This window comes from Bacillus sp. SM2101, assembly GCF_018588585.1.
In the GTDB taxonomy this organism is placed as follows: Bacteria; Bacillota; Bacilli; order Bacillales; family SM2101; genus Nanhaiella; species Nanhaiella sioensis.
In genome coordinates this window covers 18,294-35,228 of the sequence record NZ_JAEUFG010000037.1, presented here as the reverse complement: position 1 = coordinate 35,228, position 16,935 = coordinate 18,294, and the positions used below count along the sequence as shown (strand labels likewise).

Below are 16,935 nucleotides of genomic sequence, written 5' to 3'. Positions count from 1 at the left end.
TTAGGCACGCCGCCAGCGTTCGTCCTGAGCCAGGATCAAACTCTCCAATAAAGTTTGATTGCTCATTTGTTCAAAAAATTAACGTTGACGCTTTTGCTTTGTTTAGTTTTCAAAGAACATTTTTTGTTGCTATCGCTCAGAGGCGACTTAACTAATATAACATTTCTGTTTGCTTATGTCAACAACTTTTTTAATGTTTTTTAACACGATGTTGTTGTTAACAGCAACAGATAATAATATATCATCTATACGATTTACAGTCAACACTTTTTACGGAGAAATTTAAAATCTATGAGATTTAATTTCTACTTACACCTTGGTGATCAACAAAAGCCCGACCTTGTATCCGTATTATATCGCAACACCATTAGGCAAGCATTCCTAATATACAATATATAACGGAAGGTCGGACTTCTTATCAAATACCGTTTTCACATAAATATTTTCTAGTTGTGTACGTGTTTATTTCTTAATACGTAAATCAGCAATTAATGTGAAAACAGCCCTTTTATATAATACGATGCGGATTTCATGATGCATCACTTTGCTGATTAGAAAATCTACATCTATAATATGAAACTGAAACTATTAAACTAAAAATACGAAATAAAGTACAAATACGATAAATAATCCGTACATAATTGGATGTATTTCCTTCGCTCTACCTTTTATGATCATCGTAATTGGGTAAAAAATAAATCCAACTGCAATACCCGTTGCAATACTGTATGTTAATGGCATAGCTACAAGTGTTAAAAATGCTGGTACAGCAATTTCAAATTGATCCCAAGCAATTTTTCCTAAAGAAGAAACCATTAAAATACCAACAATAATTAATGCAGGCGCAGTTACCTCAGCTGTTACAACATTTAATAGTGGAGAAAAGAATAACGCAAGTAAGAAAAATCCTCCAGTAACGATAGATGCGAATCCTGTTCTTCCTCCTGCTGCTACCCCTGCTGATGATTCAATATAAGAAGTTGTCGTTGACGTTCCAAGAACTGACCCTACTACTGTTGAGGCAGAATCAGCAAATAAAGCTTTACCTGCACGAGGCAACTTGTTTTCTTTCATTAGCCCCGCTTGATTCGCAACCGCGACTAATGTTCCAGCAGTATCAAAGAAATCTACAAAAAGGAAAGTTAAAATAACTAATAGCATTTGTTCAGTAGCTATGTTCGTTAAATTAAATATTGCTTCTCCGAATGTAGGCTCTAAGCTTGGTACTGCCCCAACAATTTTATCCGGAGTATCTATTAAGCCAAAGATCATACCAGCAATTGCAGTCAAAGCCATACCATAAAAGATGCCACCATTAATCTTTCTTACCATGAACATAACAGTAATAACAACACCAAAAATCGCTAGTAATGTTTTACCGTTCGTTAAGTCACCTAGACCGACTAAAACAGCATCATTATTCACAATGATTCCAGCATTCTGAAAGCCAATAAATGCGATAAACAAACCAATCCCTGCTCCAACTGCATGTTTTAACTCGGCTGGAATTGCATTAATAATCGTTTCACGCACACCCGTTAATGTTAATACAATGAAAATTAACCCTGATACAAAAACTCCAGACAACGCTGTTTGCCAAGGTATCTCATAAGTAAGGATCACTGAAAAAGCAAAGAAAGCATTTAATCCCATACCTGGTGCTAATGCAATCGGATATCTTGCAAGAAGCCCCATTAGTAATGATCCTATCGCAGCTGCTATAGCAGTAGCAGTAAATACAGCACCTGCATCCATGCGTAATTCGTCTGGATAATCAGGAATAGCTCCCAATGACAACGTGAAAGGATTAACAGCTAAAATGTACGCCATAGATAAAAATGTAGTTAACCCAGCAATAAATTCAGTTCTATAGTTCGTACCTAATTCCTGAAACTGAAAATATTTTTTCATTATATATACCTCTCCCTTATGAATGATATCGCCATATATTTGTAATAAAATACGCCCCCTAACTACTAGGGGGCGTTGACATATAGGAATAAAGAGAGAAAAGGAAATATAGACAAATAGCAAACTCCAACAACATATAAGCATAAATCAAAATATAAGTTCAATTATTGGATTGTTTGAAGTTACTATGTCCATACAATTTCATCAATTTATACCTCGTAGTCAAGCCATTTACGGTAGCTAGGTAGAAACTTTTAGCCCATATCACTAAAAATATACGACGTATTTTTACAAACTTCGGTCCTCGTTTATTCTAACAACCACAATTGAGCATGTCAATAAAAAACACGAACATTATATAAATAATGTTCGTGTTTGTTCGTGATTAATACTAATTCTCTTTAAGTACCTTACTTAACAAGTATTCAGTGTAAATATTTACTCCCACTCAATTGTTGCAGGTGGCTTACTAGTAATATCATATACCACCCTGTTTACATGATTCACTTCATTCACGATTCTTGTTGATATCACTTCAAGAACCTCCCAAGGTATGCGCGCCCAGTCAGAAGTCATACCGTCAATCGATGTTACAGCCCGTATACCGATCGTATAATCATACGTTCGTGCATCTCCCATTACTCCAACACTCCTGATATTAGGTAACACAGTGAAATATTGCCAAATATCTCTATCCAAGCCTGCTTTTTTAATTTCATCACGTAAAATAGCGTCGGATTCTCTCACTATTTCTAATTTATCTTCCGAAATTTCTCCAAGAACTCGAATACCTAACCCTGGCCCAGGGAACGGTTGACGCCAAACAACTTCATCTTTTAAACCTAACTCTGTTCCAAGTGCTCGTACCTCATCCTTAAAAAGTGTATTTAACGGTTCAATAAGTTCAAACTGCATATCTTCAGGTAGTCCACCTACATTATGATGAGATTTAATCGTTTGAGCCGTTGCTGTACCACTTTCAATAATGTCAGTATATAAAGTCCCTTGTGCTAAATAGTCAATACCTTCCAGCTTTGCAGCTTCATCGTCAAAGACGTAAATAAATTCGTTTCCTATAATTTTTCTTTTCTGCTCTGGGTCGGATACGCCTTGTAACTTCTCCATAAAACGTTGTTTCGCATCTACTTTAATGACGTTCATATGGAACCCTTCACTAAATGTTTTCATCACGCCTTCTGCTTCATCTTTGCGTAACAGACCATGGTCGACAAAAATACATGTTAATTGGTCACCGATTGCTTTATGGATTAACACTGCTACTACAGAGGAATCCACTCCACCGCTTAATGCACATAATACTTTTTTATCTCCAACCGTCTTGCGAATTTTCTCAATTTCCATTTCAATGAAGTTCTCCATTGACCATAGCTCTTTACAATGACAAACTTCAAAAACAAAATTTTTCAAAACATCATTACCATATTCAGAATGCCTTACTTCTGGATGAAACTGTACTGCATATAAATGACGAGACTCATTGCTCATCCCTGCAATAGGACACGATGGACTAGTTACATCAATTGAAAACCCTTCAGGTGTTTGAGTAACTAAGTCGCCATGACTCATCCAAGCTACTTGCTCTTTCGGCAAATTTTGAAATAGGGTTGAATCATTTTGAATAGAAATCGTTGCCTTACCATATTCACTATGGGTTGCTCCTTCAACTTTTCCACCGAAATGTTTTGTCATTAACTGCATTCCATAACAAATCCCTAATACTGGAATGCCTAATTCAAAGATTTCCTCATCACAATGATAAGCATTTTCATCATATACGCTGTTTGGCCCACCAGAGAAGATTATCCCTTTTGGGTTCATCTTTCTTATTTCTTCAGCTGTAATTGTATGCGGGTGTAATTCACTGTAAACACCCAATTCACGAATTCGTCGCGTAATTAATTGGTTATATTGACTGCCAAAATCAAGTACTACAACTATTTCTTCATAATGTTGCAAGCTTATCACCTCAATAGAATTTTTCAATCAAGTATGTTGTCTTTATCGTTTTTCAAAATCAAGGTAAAATATACCTTATGATATTGACAAATATACAGATCGTTACACAGTAGCTATGATAAATCTTCCAAAATTCAGCCTTCACCATATAAATAATTATCATATGCGATCAATGAGCACAATGATTATTTAAGGTGATGATATCTTTACTTCATAAAAAAGGCTATCTTCGCATTCATTGTTGCATTTCGTAATAAGAGCTAAAAACGATTATTTTCTTCTCAATAGACTATAACAATCTTTTAATACACATCAGCAACTCAAATATAAGTGAAAAAGCGACAAAGTTTACGAAAAGAGCCTAAAAAAAACTAGAATCCCCCCTTTATTATATAAAGGCAGAAATTCTAGTTTTTTTGTACAAATAGAATTAACTGCCTTCATAGTCAGGTTATTATCGGTAACCCGGTAGAGACTCTCGAACCTTATTATCAAGGATATATGAAGGAAAAAAATACGCTGTATTTAATTGGCTGGATTTTTCCACTGCCAAACAACAAAGTTGTAGCAATAAAAATTCTCCATCTTTTAATTTACACTATTCTATCAACCTACTACTACTTGGTCAAGATGCTGTCTTTTTAATTAAATTTTCCCATAATTCTACCGACTTTTCCCATTCGTCTTTTGCATTATCTTTGCGATATAATGCTCTTTCATAGCTTTTCGTTAGCTCTGTCATTTGTTGATGACCAAAATAAGAGTCGATATACCTTGCATAGGCTCTTAATGTTTGTCCCTCTTTGCGCCCAAGCCCATATACCGCTAACTGCTTTAGCAGTGCTGCATATGCCTTAAAGTAAACAACTTCATCCCTTCGGTTTTTATATAACAAAATCATCACACTCGGATACCATTTTAATCTAGTTTTTCTTAATATGAAGAACATGAGGGTCGCAGTAATAAGGACAATAACTATAGGCTTCCATGGTATTGATATATTAGAGCTACTTTCCACTTCATATTTATTTGCTTCCTCTTCTTCTACTTCCTCTTCTTGTAATAGCTCTGGCTGTTGACTTTGAACTTCAGGTACATGAACCTCAGCAGCATCTCTATTAATATCTCGTCTAAAATCATATGGATTAGTAAAACCTTTTGTAGGCTCAAATGTAACCCATCCAATCTCTTCGAAATACACCTCAACCCAAGAATGGGCATTGTTGTTCGTCACTTCATAAACGTCATGTTTAATCTTTTCTCCATTCGTAAAACCCTTTACCCATCGTGCAGGAATGTCCAATGATCGTAATAGCACAACCATCGATGTAGAAAAGTTATCACAATACCCCTTCATCGTCTCAAACAAAAATTGATCAACATAATCTTCTTCTTCTCCAGGAATCGCTACATCCTCTGTTTCGTATTGAAAATTCACACTGTCAAAGTACGATTCAACAGCCTTCACTTTATCATATTGGGTTTCCTTACCTTCAGTAATTTCTTTAGCTAAATCACGTACTCTTGTTGGCAAAGTGTCTGGTAGCTGTAGGTACTTATAGATAAAACGATTTGATTCATCATATGGTTTCGCATTTTGTAAGGCTTCAACAGAATACTCAGGTAAATTATAGAGTGTCCTATAAGATGTTAAACTGGTAATCTCTGAGTCTCGCTCAACATATAATCTTTCAGTCGTTTGGTTGAACTCAAGAGGTACGCCCTCGATTGATGTCAGTCCTAGCGGATATACGATAAATGGTTGTTGTTTCATCATATTTATTTGTGCTTCTACAGGAGTTTGTTCTACACTCTCGAAAGACCACCAATCACCATACACCTCAATTAATCTATCAAATGACCGTCGTCCAGAGCTTTCAGATGAAACCCAGCCCTTTCCGGTATAGACATCCTCAGTTTCTATTCTCCAGTAATGCTTCTCACTTGCTTCTACCGTAAAAACAACCTCGTCATCAGGAATAAAAGGGCCGCCTAACTGTGAACTATCTGATGAAAACCCAACCTTTTTCACACCACTACCAGTTCCATCATTACCTAGTACATACGATTTCAAATAGGGTACAGGGTCAGGCCATTGAGGTTCAGCTTTCGGAACGAGAAAACCGACAAAAGCAGATACAGCAACAATAGCAAATGTTGGTAACAACCATTTGAAGAAAAAATCTCTTCTGTTGTTATTTAACAACTCCGTATCAACCGTGCGCTCATAATATAAAAAGCTTATCATAATTAAACCAATAACCAATATACGCACAATGGCATGTTCTGCTTCATATGGTGTAAACGTATCAATCACGGTTGTATATATAATTGTTAAAACAAAAAAGGTAAATATACGTTTTTGGTGCACAATCCAATAATGCATCAAGTAGCACATCATCCACAGCAAAATGAAAAATAGCAGACTTCGAAAATAACCTGTCATTTCTGTCCAATTACCGTCCAAAGCCATGGATATATTATATGATATCTCTTGATATATGAGATTTATCAACTCAATTTGAAAGAAGCTCCCATCTTGGTAGGTCGTATGGAGCATATAAAACATGATTAATCCAGTTATAAGTAGTGATAGCCAAAAACGAATACGAAAATATAGTAATAGAAGACATATAACTAAAAAGACAAGGAATAATGATATACTTCCAGTATCGGTAATGAGAGTCAATGGTCTGAGCCACTCCCATAACAGAAAAAGGCTAAAGGCGTATAAAACGATGTTCCTCATGTTAAAAAGTTCATCTTGACGTATCATGGTCTACCCACCTCATTAAACACATCTGTGAAACGTTCACCATATATAATCTTTGGTAGGATACGATTCTTTTCAATGCTTTCAATTAATTGAAGCTCCTCTGTTGATGGTTTAGCATCATTATCTTTAACAAGATTAAAGATGATGCTAGCGTTACTTAAAGCCATTCGTTTCATAAATTGCATCATTTCTTCGTTAAGGTGTGTAGAAATAAGCATAATTGACACTGATCGATGGTATTTTGCTATTTCACTTTCTAACTGCGCAGTAAATGCCACTTCCTCTTCGGCCTTGACTCTTGCTAAATGATGCTGAATTTGTTGCTTTTGAATTCCCCCACTTCCTAAGGGAATCTCTACGTTTTCTTTTCCTATAGAGATAAATCCGATTTGCGATCCTCTTTGTAATATTGCATTAGTCACCGAAGCTGCAAATGTAACCGAATGTTCAAATGCTACAGAACGTGACCGATCGAAAAAAACGACAATATCGTTACTTTGCTGTTGCTCAAATTCCTTTGTCATAATCGTATTTTTTCTTGCTGTCGATTTCCAATCAATCCATGAAAAGCGATCACCATTTCTATATTCTCTTACACCTGTTGTAACAGCTGTTTCACGATGAACCTTCAAACGTGAAGACGTCATACCTTGTTCAAATTGGTTTTCGCCTTGAGAATAGATCATATCAATACACTTCGGATAAACTAATATTGAGTGTTCAGCAATATAGTTTCGCTCTTTTTCAATTAACCCAAGAAAATCACCTGTTTTAACTCTTATGTTAGACAGTTTAAATTCTCCTCTTGGAATAGACTCAATAATATATTCATACGAATAACTTCTCTTAAACCATGAAAAAACAATAATCTTTGATCTTTTTGATTGTATAGCATTGAGTAATGATGCTGGTAAGGTCTCTTCTATTAAAATATATAATAGCGGAAGTGGATATTTACGTCTTATCGTAATTGTTCCCGTTAGTTTTTCTCCTGCGATAAACTGACTTTGATTAATAGTACGTTCCACCTCAAAGAATCTGATAGGGTATATTGCTAAAATGAGAGAATAACATACAAACGGTAAAAAACTAAACAATAAAAACCAACTAACGAAACCACCCTGAAACATCGCATATACAAATATACCTGCTAATAATAGAAGTATCAAAAAGAACTTTCCGAAAAACAGTACAAAATTATTTACCTTTTTCATAATTACCTCAGCGATCTTTGACGTTGAATAGGTATACGTGTTCTTTTAATTACTTGTTCAATGATATCCTCTGTACTTAAACCTTCGAACTTTGCTTCCGATTTTAAAATAATGCGGTGAGAAAGAACAAACTGTGCTAAATATTGTACATCATCAGGTATAACGTAGTCTCTATCATGGATAAGAGCAAATGCCTGACAAGCTTTCATAAGCGCAAGCGAGCCCCTTGGACTAACTCCTAAGTACGTAGATGTATGATTACGTGTCCCTAAAACAAGGTCAACAATATACTGTTTCAATTGATCATCCACGTAAACTTCCTTCGCTTCATCTTGTAGTTGGCTAAGCTCTCCTAAATTTATCACAGACGTTAACTCATCTATCGGCTTACTTTTCTCCGCTCTTGTCAACACTTCGATCTCTTCTTGTACAGTTGGATATCCCATTTTCATTTTTAGTAAAAAACGATCAAGTTGTGCTTCAGGTAGTGGATAAGTTCCTTCATATTCAATTGGGTTTTGTGTTGCCATAACGAAAAATGGCTTTGATAATGTCCATGAAACCCCATCAATGGTTACACTACCTTCCTCCATTGCTTCTAATAAGGCTGATTGTGTTTTTGGTGATGTTCGATTAATCTCATCTGCTAAAACAATATCTCCCATAATAGGACCTGGTCGAAATTCAAATTTCATTTCCTTTGGATTATAAATAGAAACCCCAGTTACATCAGAAGGTAATAAATCTGGGGTAAATTGAATACGTTTAAAATCTGCATTAACTGATTTTGCAAGAGAACGTACCATCATCGTTTTACCCACACCAGGTACATCCTCTAGCAACACATGTCCCTCAGCTAACAGAGCAGTTAAGCTTAAGATGGTAATATCCCGTTTTCCTATCATTACTTTTTCAATATTTTCAATAACTTTATTCAGTACTGGATGAAACGTAGCAGCAACTTCCATATTTATCCCCCTGTAAAATAAAATGTTTGATATCTATGATTCGACAATAGATGATGAAATCCTACTATTTACATATTCTATAAAAATAGCTATCTAAGTTCAAGACAATGACAATAATTCCATTATAAAGGAAGTTGTTATTTACTAGCTAGAAATATCCATTTGGTAATTAGTTTCCTTGTTAAATAATGTAATTAATGACCGTGTTATTTTCGTAATAAATTGAATGTTTCTGTCTTTCTTAACATATATATCTTAGATACATTTTGATAAAAGGAGCTGAGGAAATGAACCCTCAAAATACTCCACTATATTTGTTTGATCCATATGTTTATCAAGCCTTATCTTCTATCCGCGGAACAAATGTCGTAGTTCAAACAACACAAGGTTCATTAAGAGGAGTTTTACAAACAGTTATGCCTGATCATATTGTCATTGAAGTTAGTAAATCACCATTTTTCGTGAGAACCCAGCACATTGTTTGGATATCGCCCACTCAAGGTTAAAAGGAGGCATTACCATGTTTAAACGACTTAACCGTTTGCAAATTGCTCTAACTATACCTGAGCACGGAGATGCCAACGCTGCTGCTGCAGTCCAAGAATTACTTGGAGGTCGCTTCGGTGAAATGTCAACGCTGAATAACTATATGTATCAGTCCTTCGGCTTTCGTAATAAATCTAAGTTTAAACCCTTTTATGATCTTGTCGCTAGCATTACTGCTGAAGAGTTTGGGCATGTTGAACTGGTGAACAACACAATAAATTTATTGTCAAGAGGCATCACTTTTCCAGGAGACCCAAACATAACACCCCTTCAAAACGGCTTAAATAAACGAAATACGTACCAATATATTGCTACAGCGCAGACAGCCTTACCAGGTGACTCAATGGGCAAGGCATGGACAGGAGATTACGTGTTTAATAGCGGAAACCTCGTACTTGATCTTTTGCACAATTTCTTCTTAGAACTAGGTGCTCGTACACATAAAATGCGTGTATATGAAATGACGGATCATCCAACAGCCAGGGAAATGATTGGCTATCTATTAGTACGAGGAGGCACACATGCACTCGCATATGCAAAAGCATTAGAAATTGCAACAGGAGTTGATGTCAAGAAAATGCTCCCAGTGCCTGACCTAGACAATTCAAAATTTGATTATGCTAGAAAATATGAAGAACAGGGATTGAATAACATCTTATACACATGGAGTGATACAGACTATAAAGACATTAATAAAATTTGGAAAGGTACTAACCCTGAAAATGGCGAGCCATTAGCAGTCATAGAGGGGACACCTGAAGGCGCACCAATACCAGACTTAGATGATATGCCAGAAGAATTTGCGCCAGGAATCGATAGAGATGATTATGAACGAATTGCAAAGAAATTGATGGAGAACTTGTAACATATTATAGAGATTTAGAAGTTGGGGATTTTACAAGGCTGAGAGAAAAGCAATGAAAATGATTTTTTCGCAGCCTTTTTTAACAAGAAAAAAACTCCTAAGTATTCTAGGATTGGCACACACTGTTGTTTGACAACTTCCATGAATCTTATACAAACAAAGGAGACAGTATAGCAAGAAGACTATATTCACCTTCATCGATATAATGATATTTTTTCCTCAATTATTTGTCCAGATTAGTCTTCCCATAACACTTTGCATATATTTCTTCAATATTTTCATTCGTTATTGGCGTTCTTTTATGTATTGAAGGAGATTTATTTTCATAGCTTTCTATTAATATCTTGGGTATTTTTGATATTAATCCACATTGAAAATTTGTTAAACAATATATTGCTTTTTTGAATTCCTCTAATTATATATAAGCCTTATTAATACATGCTCTTTATTTAACTTATCTAATATAATTACCTTACCATAATCTGCTATTGCTTTCCTTAAGTCTCCTTGCTTTTAATGTAGTGTTGCTCTGTATTCAAACGTACTTATATCTTTTTCATTTAATTCAATAACCTTATCATAGTCTAAAATTGATTTTACATAATTTTCTAGATTTATTTTCATATAAAACTGAACTATATTTATATGCAACATCGTTCTCAAATCTTTAAGATCGGTCATCAATAAATACATTTTTCAAATTGACTTAAGATTGCTAAACTACATAATAGATATAACATTCGATAATTCAACTATAAATATTATCCTATTAATTGCTTTTCACTTTGAGCACTATTTTTTTCAACCATTTTATAAATAAAGCTTGAATCACCAGGATGTCCTTGTGCCAATATTTTTTTATCTTTCCTTACGTACATGGCATAAGGAAAGCTATATACACCCATTTTGTCAAAAAGATTTTTATCGCTGACGTAATTTAAACCTTCATTTTTAAAATGATCGTAGTATTTTTGATTTTCTTCAGATTCACCTCTAGAGACAATCATTGTAAAAACATCTTTATAACCATTTAAATCATTCTTCAAGTCAGGATATAAAGATTTACATGCACTACAATTTGGTGAGATGAATATCAAAAGAAGATCTTTTTCTAAGTTATTATCTATATTTAGAGTAACTTCTTTGTTTAAATCGGATTGTAAAACCATATTAGGGATTTTTTCAATTTGTTTATTACGAGGAATACCCATTTTCATTGACTCTACAAATTGTATATACCTTCCAATCAACTTAAGCATTCTAATATTGAGAATAACAAGTGAAAATACTATTATAAACAATACAATTATTAAAATATTCCAAGTCGTTTCCATTTTTAAAGACCCCTTTCTAACGAATCTATTTTTTTCATGCTTAATCTATATTCTGAGAATAGGTAGTAAAAATTTGCCAGAAGAATACTCGAGAATATAAAAGGAATTAAGTTAATACTCCATTTTATTTGTACTGGAAAGGTCGCCATTAACACCAAAATAGCAACGAAAAACAAATTCCTTATAACAATACCAGTAGATAATTCTTCTGAATTTAAAATACCTCCACACCCACAGTTCATTTTTTCTTTGCTGTTTACTAGATGGACGATTATACCCAGGGTATACAAAATTAATAGTACGCTTGCAGCATATAGGGTTAAGGTATAATTTATATTGAATATAAACCCAATTGGAATACTTACCTCCACAAAAATCAGAAAAATAAGCAGCACATGAACAGGGATTTTTTTTAGAAATACTAAAGACTTAAAAATACTTGCATGCTCTTTAAATTTCGTTACTTTACTGAATGCTGTAGATAAAAACAAGATTATGAAGAACAATTGACAAATTAATGATAGGTTAACCATACAACCACCCATTTAGATTTTTATTTGTACCAATCTAATTGCATTTGATACATCTGAGCATACTCACGATTTAAATTCATTAAAGTTTCATGACTTCCTTCTTCAATAATTTCTCCATTTTGCAATACAAAAATCTTATCAGCTAATCTTGCAGAGGCCATCCTATGAGAAATAAAAATGCCTGTTTTATTATTCGTTAGGTTATCAAATTGATTATAAACTTCTAATTCTGCTTTTGGATCAAGAGCTGAGGTTGGTTCATCAAGAACAAATATTTCTCCCTCTTTATATAATGCTCTTGAAATTGCAATCTTTTGCCATTGACCTTCTGAAAGATCTTCTCCTTCTAAAAATATCTTCCCCAAAATTGTTTCTTCTCCATCTTTAAGGTTTTTAGTAATTGAATCAACACCTGACATACTCATTACTGTCTGTAATTTTTCATCATCAACTGGGCTATCTAAAATTATATTACGTTTTAAAGATAAATTATACTTCATGTAATCTTGGAAAATTACTGTGATTTTCTTAAAGAGTTCCGATCTATCAATATCGTTTATATTAATTCCATCTACTAAAATTTCCCCTTTATTAATAGGGTATAAACCCATCAAACAATAAATTAGAGTTGTTTTCCCAGAGCCATTTTGACCAACGATAGCTATTTTTTCTCCACACTCAATTTTAAAACTTATATTTTTCAACGCTTGTTGCTCACTGTAAGGATATTTAAATGAAACATTTTTAAATTCAATACTAGAATTGAAACTAAATGGCCTATTTTCTTTTGATTCATTTAGTTCATAATTAGAATCTTGAAAATCCAAAAACTCAAAAAGATCTCTAATATAAAGACTATCACTGTATATTTCACCTATATTGTATGAAATATCAATTAGGCTTCTTTCGGCAGCTTGCACTGATTGAAGAACACTTACAAAATCCCCTATTTGGATTGATTTATTTCTTACAAACTTCAATAAGAAAACACTTACTAGAAAATATAAAGCTGATGACAACACATTAATACATATATTTGCAAACTCTCTAGACTTTATAAGAGTTAAATATTCTTTACTAATTTTTTTAAATAGAAATGCCCATCTATTAAGAAAGAAATCTTTAAGATTAAATATTCTTATCTCACTTGCACTGACACGATTAGTAAGTAATGCTGAGAGATATGCTTGCTCTCTTGCTTTAGGAGTTTGGTGTAAATGCATTTGAAATTCCATCTTACCGTATTTTACTCTTAAGTAAATAATTGGTATGACAATTACCATTACAATCACTATCAGTAGCCAATGGTATGAAATTAAAAAGATAAATAAGCTTGTAAGAGTAATTATTCCTTCAAAGATGTTCAAAGTAGACACTACAGGTGACATCAACCTAATTCCTTTATTATATTGAATTCTATCTAGATGATTATGAAACTTTGCATTTTCAAAAAATGCTAAAGGAGACCCGACTGACTTTTCTGATACCATCTTTTCCAAAATATAATCAAGTTTTTTTTCGTACTTTGAATTTACATATAACTTAATATTTCCAATAGATTTTTGGATAATAAGTACAATTAATTGTAGAAATAATAATAGCCAAAGTTGGTGACTATTAATATCATTATCCCCTCTTAATACGGATGATATAAAGTTAATAATTTCCTTTGATAGCCAAACCGTAATAATTGGCACAAACCCTGTAATGATTGCGAAAATGAGAGACAGTAATACCCAATACTTTGCATATTTAAAGACAAGATAGAATGATCTTTTATAATAGTTATTTTTCATGATGTCTCCTCTAACACATAAAAAGATTAATTTACAAGAAAAAAGACTGATAATTACTTATGTTAATTATCAGTCTTTTTTCATACTAGTTAATAATATGAGTGCACTCAATAGTTATATATTAACTAATTAACTGAGAAAGCTATAGATATTACGTTAGATGTAATATACAATTATTTGATTCTTGTGCAGAAACACACTTTTCTTCCTTCTGAAGGATCCCAACCACAAATTGTGTAGAATCCACATTCACATCTCTCGTCAACACATTCACCTTGTAATTTAGAATTTCCTGATAAAAGATTTGCTAACTTTGCTAACATTTAACCGACTCCCCTCAAAGATAATGTTTTTCTAATGAAGCTCGCGAGTTCTTAGAATTTTTCAGTAGACCAATAAGATAAATTTAGATAAAAAAGAAAAAAATTCCTTTAATACTAATTTATCCTATAAAGTATACTAAATAACAATTTAGTATATTTTTACTATTTAGTCAACAATTTATTTCAAAATTTTCAATAAAATTGTCGAAATTTACTTTTATCTGCACTTTTTCTTTCACTGAATTATTACCCTAATTTATTTTTGTTAAATAGATATTATGTTGTTTTAAAGAAGGAGCTTAACTGTTCTAGCTTATGAAAAATAGGCATGAGAAAAATTATATAAAACTTATACTATCTCTACCTTTTTAGTTATTTAAGCTCCCATTCATGTTAGGATTTATGAATCTATTTATTTACTTTTACTAAGAAAGGTTTACAATTTCTCTTACTTTAGCTTTAATAGGCTCTCTGTAGCTAAATTCATGGTTATACGATCTGATACGTGATAGGCTAAGATTTCACTGGTCGATCCATCTTTAATAGTGGACAAATAGGCTTTCTGACCCCTTACGTAAAATAAATATGTGATATCGGTTAGAGGAGTACTTTTCCAGGGACTTACTTAAATTGTCGGTCCAACAGATTGGGTACAATCCTATGTTCTTGTGTTGCTTTCATCATTCGTCTATAAGAGTTTGCCTTTCTAATATGGCATATAATGGCGGCTGCTTCTTCATTATTCGTCGTATAAGCTTCAAATTATAGACAACAAAAATGTACCCTATAAGAAGACTTTTTAAAGTGCTTATTCTATAGGGTACATTTTAGTAAAAGGCGGTACTAAATGTTACAAGGTGACTAAATATATACTAATGTAACTTATGTACTCCCTACCCATTTGGTGTCGTTAGGGAGCTAATAAACGATTAAATACCTCACTGTATTTTATATTATGAAAAAATATTTTTTTAATAACCTTTTAGGCGGTCTGCAGACATTTACAGCATTCAAAAATACTATTTCATTAACGGTTATGTCACTTGTTGCAGCTTTCTTCCTCTAGGTTAATCTTGTTCACATATGTTTCTTTGTAAAACTTTGATCTCACTAGAAAAAAATACAACATTAGCTACTTATTTTGATTAATTTTCGAAAAGTGAAATGCCATTAGGACGTCCTTGTATGTTTCTTATTCATGACCCTTTTTTCTATTAAGTTGGTATAAAAAGCAATTGAACCCAAAAGGCATGAATAGATTGTGAAGACTGGTAAAATTCCTAATATGTTAACTGAAAATAGATTTTCATGCCCTTCTGTTCCCGCACTTTCAGCACCTAAACTCGGACCACTAACTAACTCCATCGATACAACAGTCAATTTAAATATTTGGACCAACAAGAAAATTGTCCCAATAAGCAACAATATACGTAAAATTTTTATCCGAGAAGGTTTACGAAAAGAAAATAGCTTCTTTAATTTAGGGTATTGGCTTCCAATTTGTTTGATCCATTGCCAATGTAATCCTAAATGAATCCCTACTATAAGTAATCCGAGGATTGACAAAATAATATGAAGAGCAAGCCAATTTATGCTTGTGAAATATCTAAAATTAGGAAAGATAACCTCGGAAATTAATAATCCACTTACCATAATAAACAACATATCTAACAACAGGGTTATATTTAATAAGTATGATAGTAAGGCTTTTCCTCTTATACTTTTTGAGAAAATTTTTTTGCTCATACCAATGATCCAATCTTTGTTTAAGAATAAATGAATAAATAATGCTACCGCCAATAAAATACTAGCTATTTCATGAAATGCTACACTGGTGATAGCTGGAGCAAATAATAAGCTAAATGTAATTGCAATCAATAAATCAAAACAAAATTTAAAACGATTCTTTTTCATTTTCAATCCTCCTGAATAACACCATTAATTATATTAACGAAGGTCCTTCAATTCACTAATTATAAATTTTTTAATATCATTCTAATTGCTGTTGAACAGTTTACATCATGTTCCTTTGCATAATTATTAAGTTTCTTAAAAGACTCCTCATCCAATCGAACGTGTAATGGAAAACTAAGTTTTTCTGACTTTTCTTTTCTAGGCCTTCCTCTTTTGGTTCTCCTATTTCCTTCTTCATCCATCCAAGCCTCTATCGTAACAGTGCCATACTGTTCAATTACCTGTTGACAATTATGCTTATCCCACAGATCTTTCGCTTTCTTTTTATAAATGATAGATAGCTGAATTTCTTCATCACTTAACCCGATAAACTTTGCTTTCTTATAGAATTTTTCTTTCAACAATTGCTCTAATTCTCCGTATGAGGAAAAGGTTATTTGATTCATTTAAACACTCCTTTTTTTGTAGCACAAAAATCCTAACAACATTATAGCATTTTTTGTGCTACAAAAAACCAAAAAAATATGTAAATTTTTCTGTCCATTTAGTAAATGGTACATTAAAGGGATTTTTGCTGATTTTATCAACCTTTTATTTGAATTAGAGAAATTTCAGTAATGGCTCCTATTTTATCTCATTAACTCTTCCCATTCTCGAAAGCCTTTTTTATATTGCTTACGTTGTTTCACACTTCTGGTTGAATTTGATAGAATTTAACTTAAACATTTTTCACAGCATTCATTCAAACCATCCTCTTTTAGCAACTAAAAGAGGACAC

The 16,935-nt window shown here is 33.1% G+C and carries 12 protein-coding genes, 1 pseudogene and 2 riboswitches; of the genes and pseudogenes, 2 read left to right on the top strand and 11 right to left on the bottom strand.

The window, feature by feature from the left end:
- Positions 1-588: 588 nt before the first annotated feature.
- From JM172_RS21860 to JM172_RS21840, 5 genes are all read right to left on the bottom strand, one after another.
- Complete coding sequence (locus JM172_RS21860; RefSeq protein WP_214484475.1) at positions 589-1,911, bottom strand: NCS2 family permease; 1,323 nt, start codon at positions 1,909-1,911, stop codon at positions 589-591.
- A gap of 199 nt (positions 1,912-2,110) precedes the next feature.
- Positions 2,111-2,212, bottom strand: a riboswitch (purine riboswitch).
- 137 nt (positions 2,213-2,349) lie between these two features.
- Positions 2,350-3,888: a glutamine-hydrolyzing GMP synthase gene (gene guaA / locus JM172_RS21855; protein ID WP_214484474.1), complete on the bottom strand. Its 1,539-nt coding sequence runs from the start codon at positions 3,886-3,888 to the stop codon at positions 2,350-2,352.
- 423 nt (positions 3,889-4,311) lie between these two features.
- A riboswitch (purine riboswitch) is annotated at positions 4,312-4,413 on the bottom strand.
- A gap of 100 nt (positions 4,414-4,513) precedes the next feature.
- Positions 4,514-6,664, bottom strand: coding sequence for a transglutaminase TgpA family protein (locus tag JM172_RS21850; protein ID WP_214484473.1), 2,151 nt, complete (start codon positions 6,662-6,664; stop codon positions 4,514-4,516).
- On the bottom strand, positions 6,661-7,878 hold the full coding sequence (locus tag JM172_RS21845; RefSeq protein WP_214484472.1) for a DUF58 domain-containing protein: 1,218 nt from the start codon (positions 7,876-7,878) through the stop codon (positions 6,661-6,663). The genes JM172_RS21850 and JM172_RS21845 overlap by 4 nt, the downstream gene beginning before the upstream one ends.
- Before the next feature lie 2 nt (positions 7,879-7,880).
- The gene (locus JM172_RS21840; protein ID WP_214484471.1) at positions 7,881-8,846 is read right to left on the bottom strand and encodes an AAA family ATPase; all 966 of its coding nucleotides are present in this window, start codon (positions 8,844-8,846) and stop codon (positions 7,881-7,883) included.
- A gap of 287 nt (positions 8,847-9,133) precedes the next feature.
- On the opposite strand from JM172_RS21840, the gene JM172_RS21835 reads away from it, so the two are divergent.
- On the top strand, positions 9,134-9,352 hold the full coding sequence (locus JM172_RS21835; protein ID WP_214484470.1) for a YuzF family protein: 219 nt from the start codon (positions 9,134-9,136) through the stop codon (positions 9,350-9,352).
- Between the two features lie 14 nt (positions 9,353-9,366).
- Positions 9,367-10,257, top strand: coding sequence for a manganese catalase family protein (locus JM172_RS21830; RefSeq protein WP_214484469.1), 891 nt, complete (start codon positions 9,367-9,369; stop codon positions 10,255-10,257).
- Positions 10,258-11,018: 761 nt separating this feature from the next.
- Here the strand turns inward: JM172_RS21830 and JM172_RS21825 are convergent.
- From JM172_RS21825 to JM172_RS21805, 6 genes and pseudogenes are all read right to left on the bottom strand, one after another.
- Positions 11,019-11,591, bottom strand: coding sequence for a thioredoxin domain-containing protein (locus JM172_RS21825; RefSeq protein WP_214484468.1), 573 nt, complete (start codon positions 11,589-11,591; stop codon positions 11,019-11,021).
- A gap of 2 nt (positions 11,592-11,593) precedes the next feature.
- Complete coding sequence (locus JM172_RS25510; RefSeq protein ID WP_214484467.1) at positions 11,594-12,124, bottom strand: MauE/DoxX family redox-associated membrane protein; 531 nt, start codon at positions 12,122-12,124, stop codon at positions 11,594-11,596.
- Between the two features lie 20 nt (positions 12,125-12,144).
- Complete coding sequence (locus JM172_RS21815; RefSeq protein WP_214484466.1) at positions 12,145-13,920, bottom strand: ABC transporter ATP-binding protein; 1,776 nt, start codon at positions 13,918-13,920, stop codon at positions 12,145-12,147.
- Positions 13,921-14,694: 774 nt separating this feature from the next.
- Positions 14,695-15,046: pseudogene (locus JM172_RS24930) on the bottom strand (IS3 family transposase); the annotation flags it as partial.
- 367 nt (positions 15,047-15,413) lie between these two features.
- Positions 15,414-16,157 (bottom strand): DUF4405 domain-containing protein, encoded by a 744-nt coding sequence (locus tag JM172_RS21810; protein ID WP_214484465.1) that lies wholly within the window; start codon positions 16,155-16,157, stop codon positions 15,414-15,416.
- A 59-nt stretch (positions 16,158-16,216) separates the two neighbouring features.
- Positions 16,217-16,603, bottom strand: a complete 387-nt coding sequence (locus JM172_RS21805; RefSeq protein ID WP_214484464.1) for a hypothetical protein — start codon at positions 16,601-16,603, stop codon at positions 16,217-16,219.
- Between the last annotated feature and the right edge of the window lie 332 nt (positions 16,604-16,935).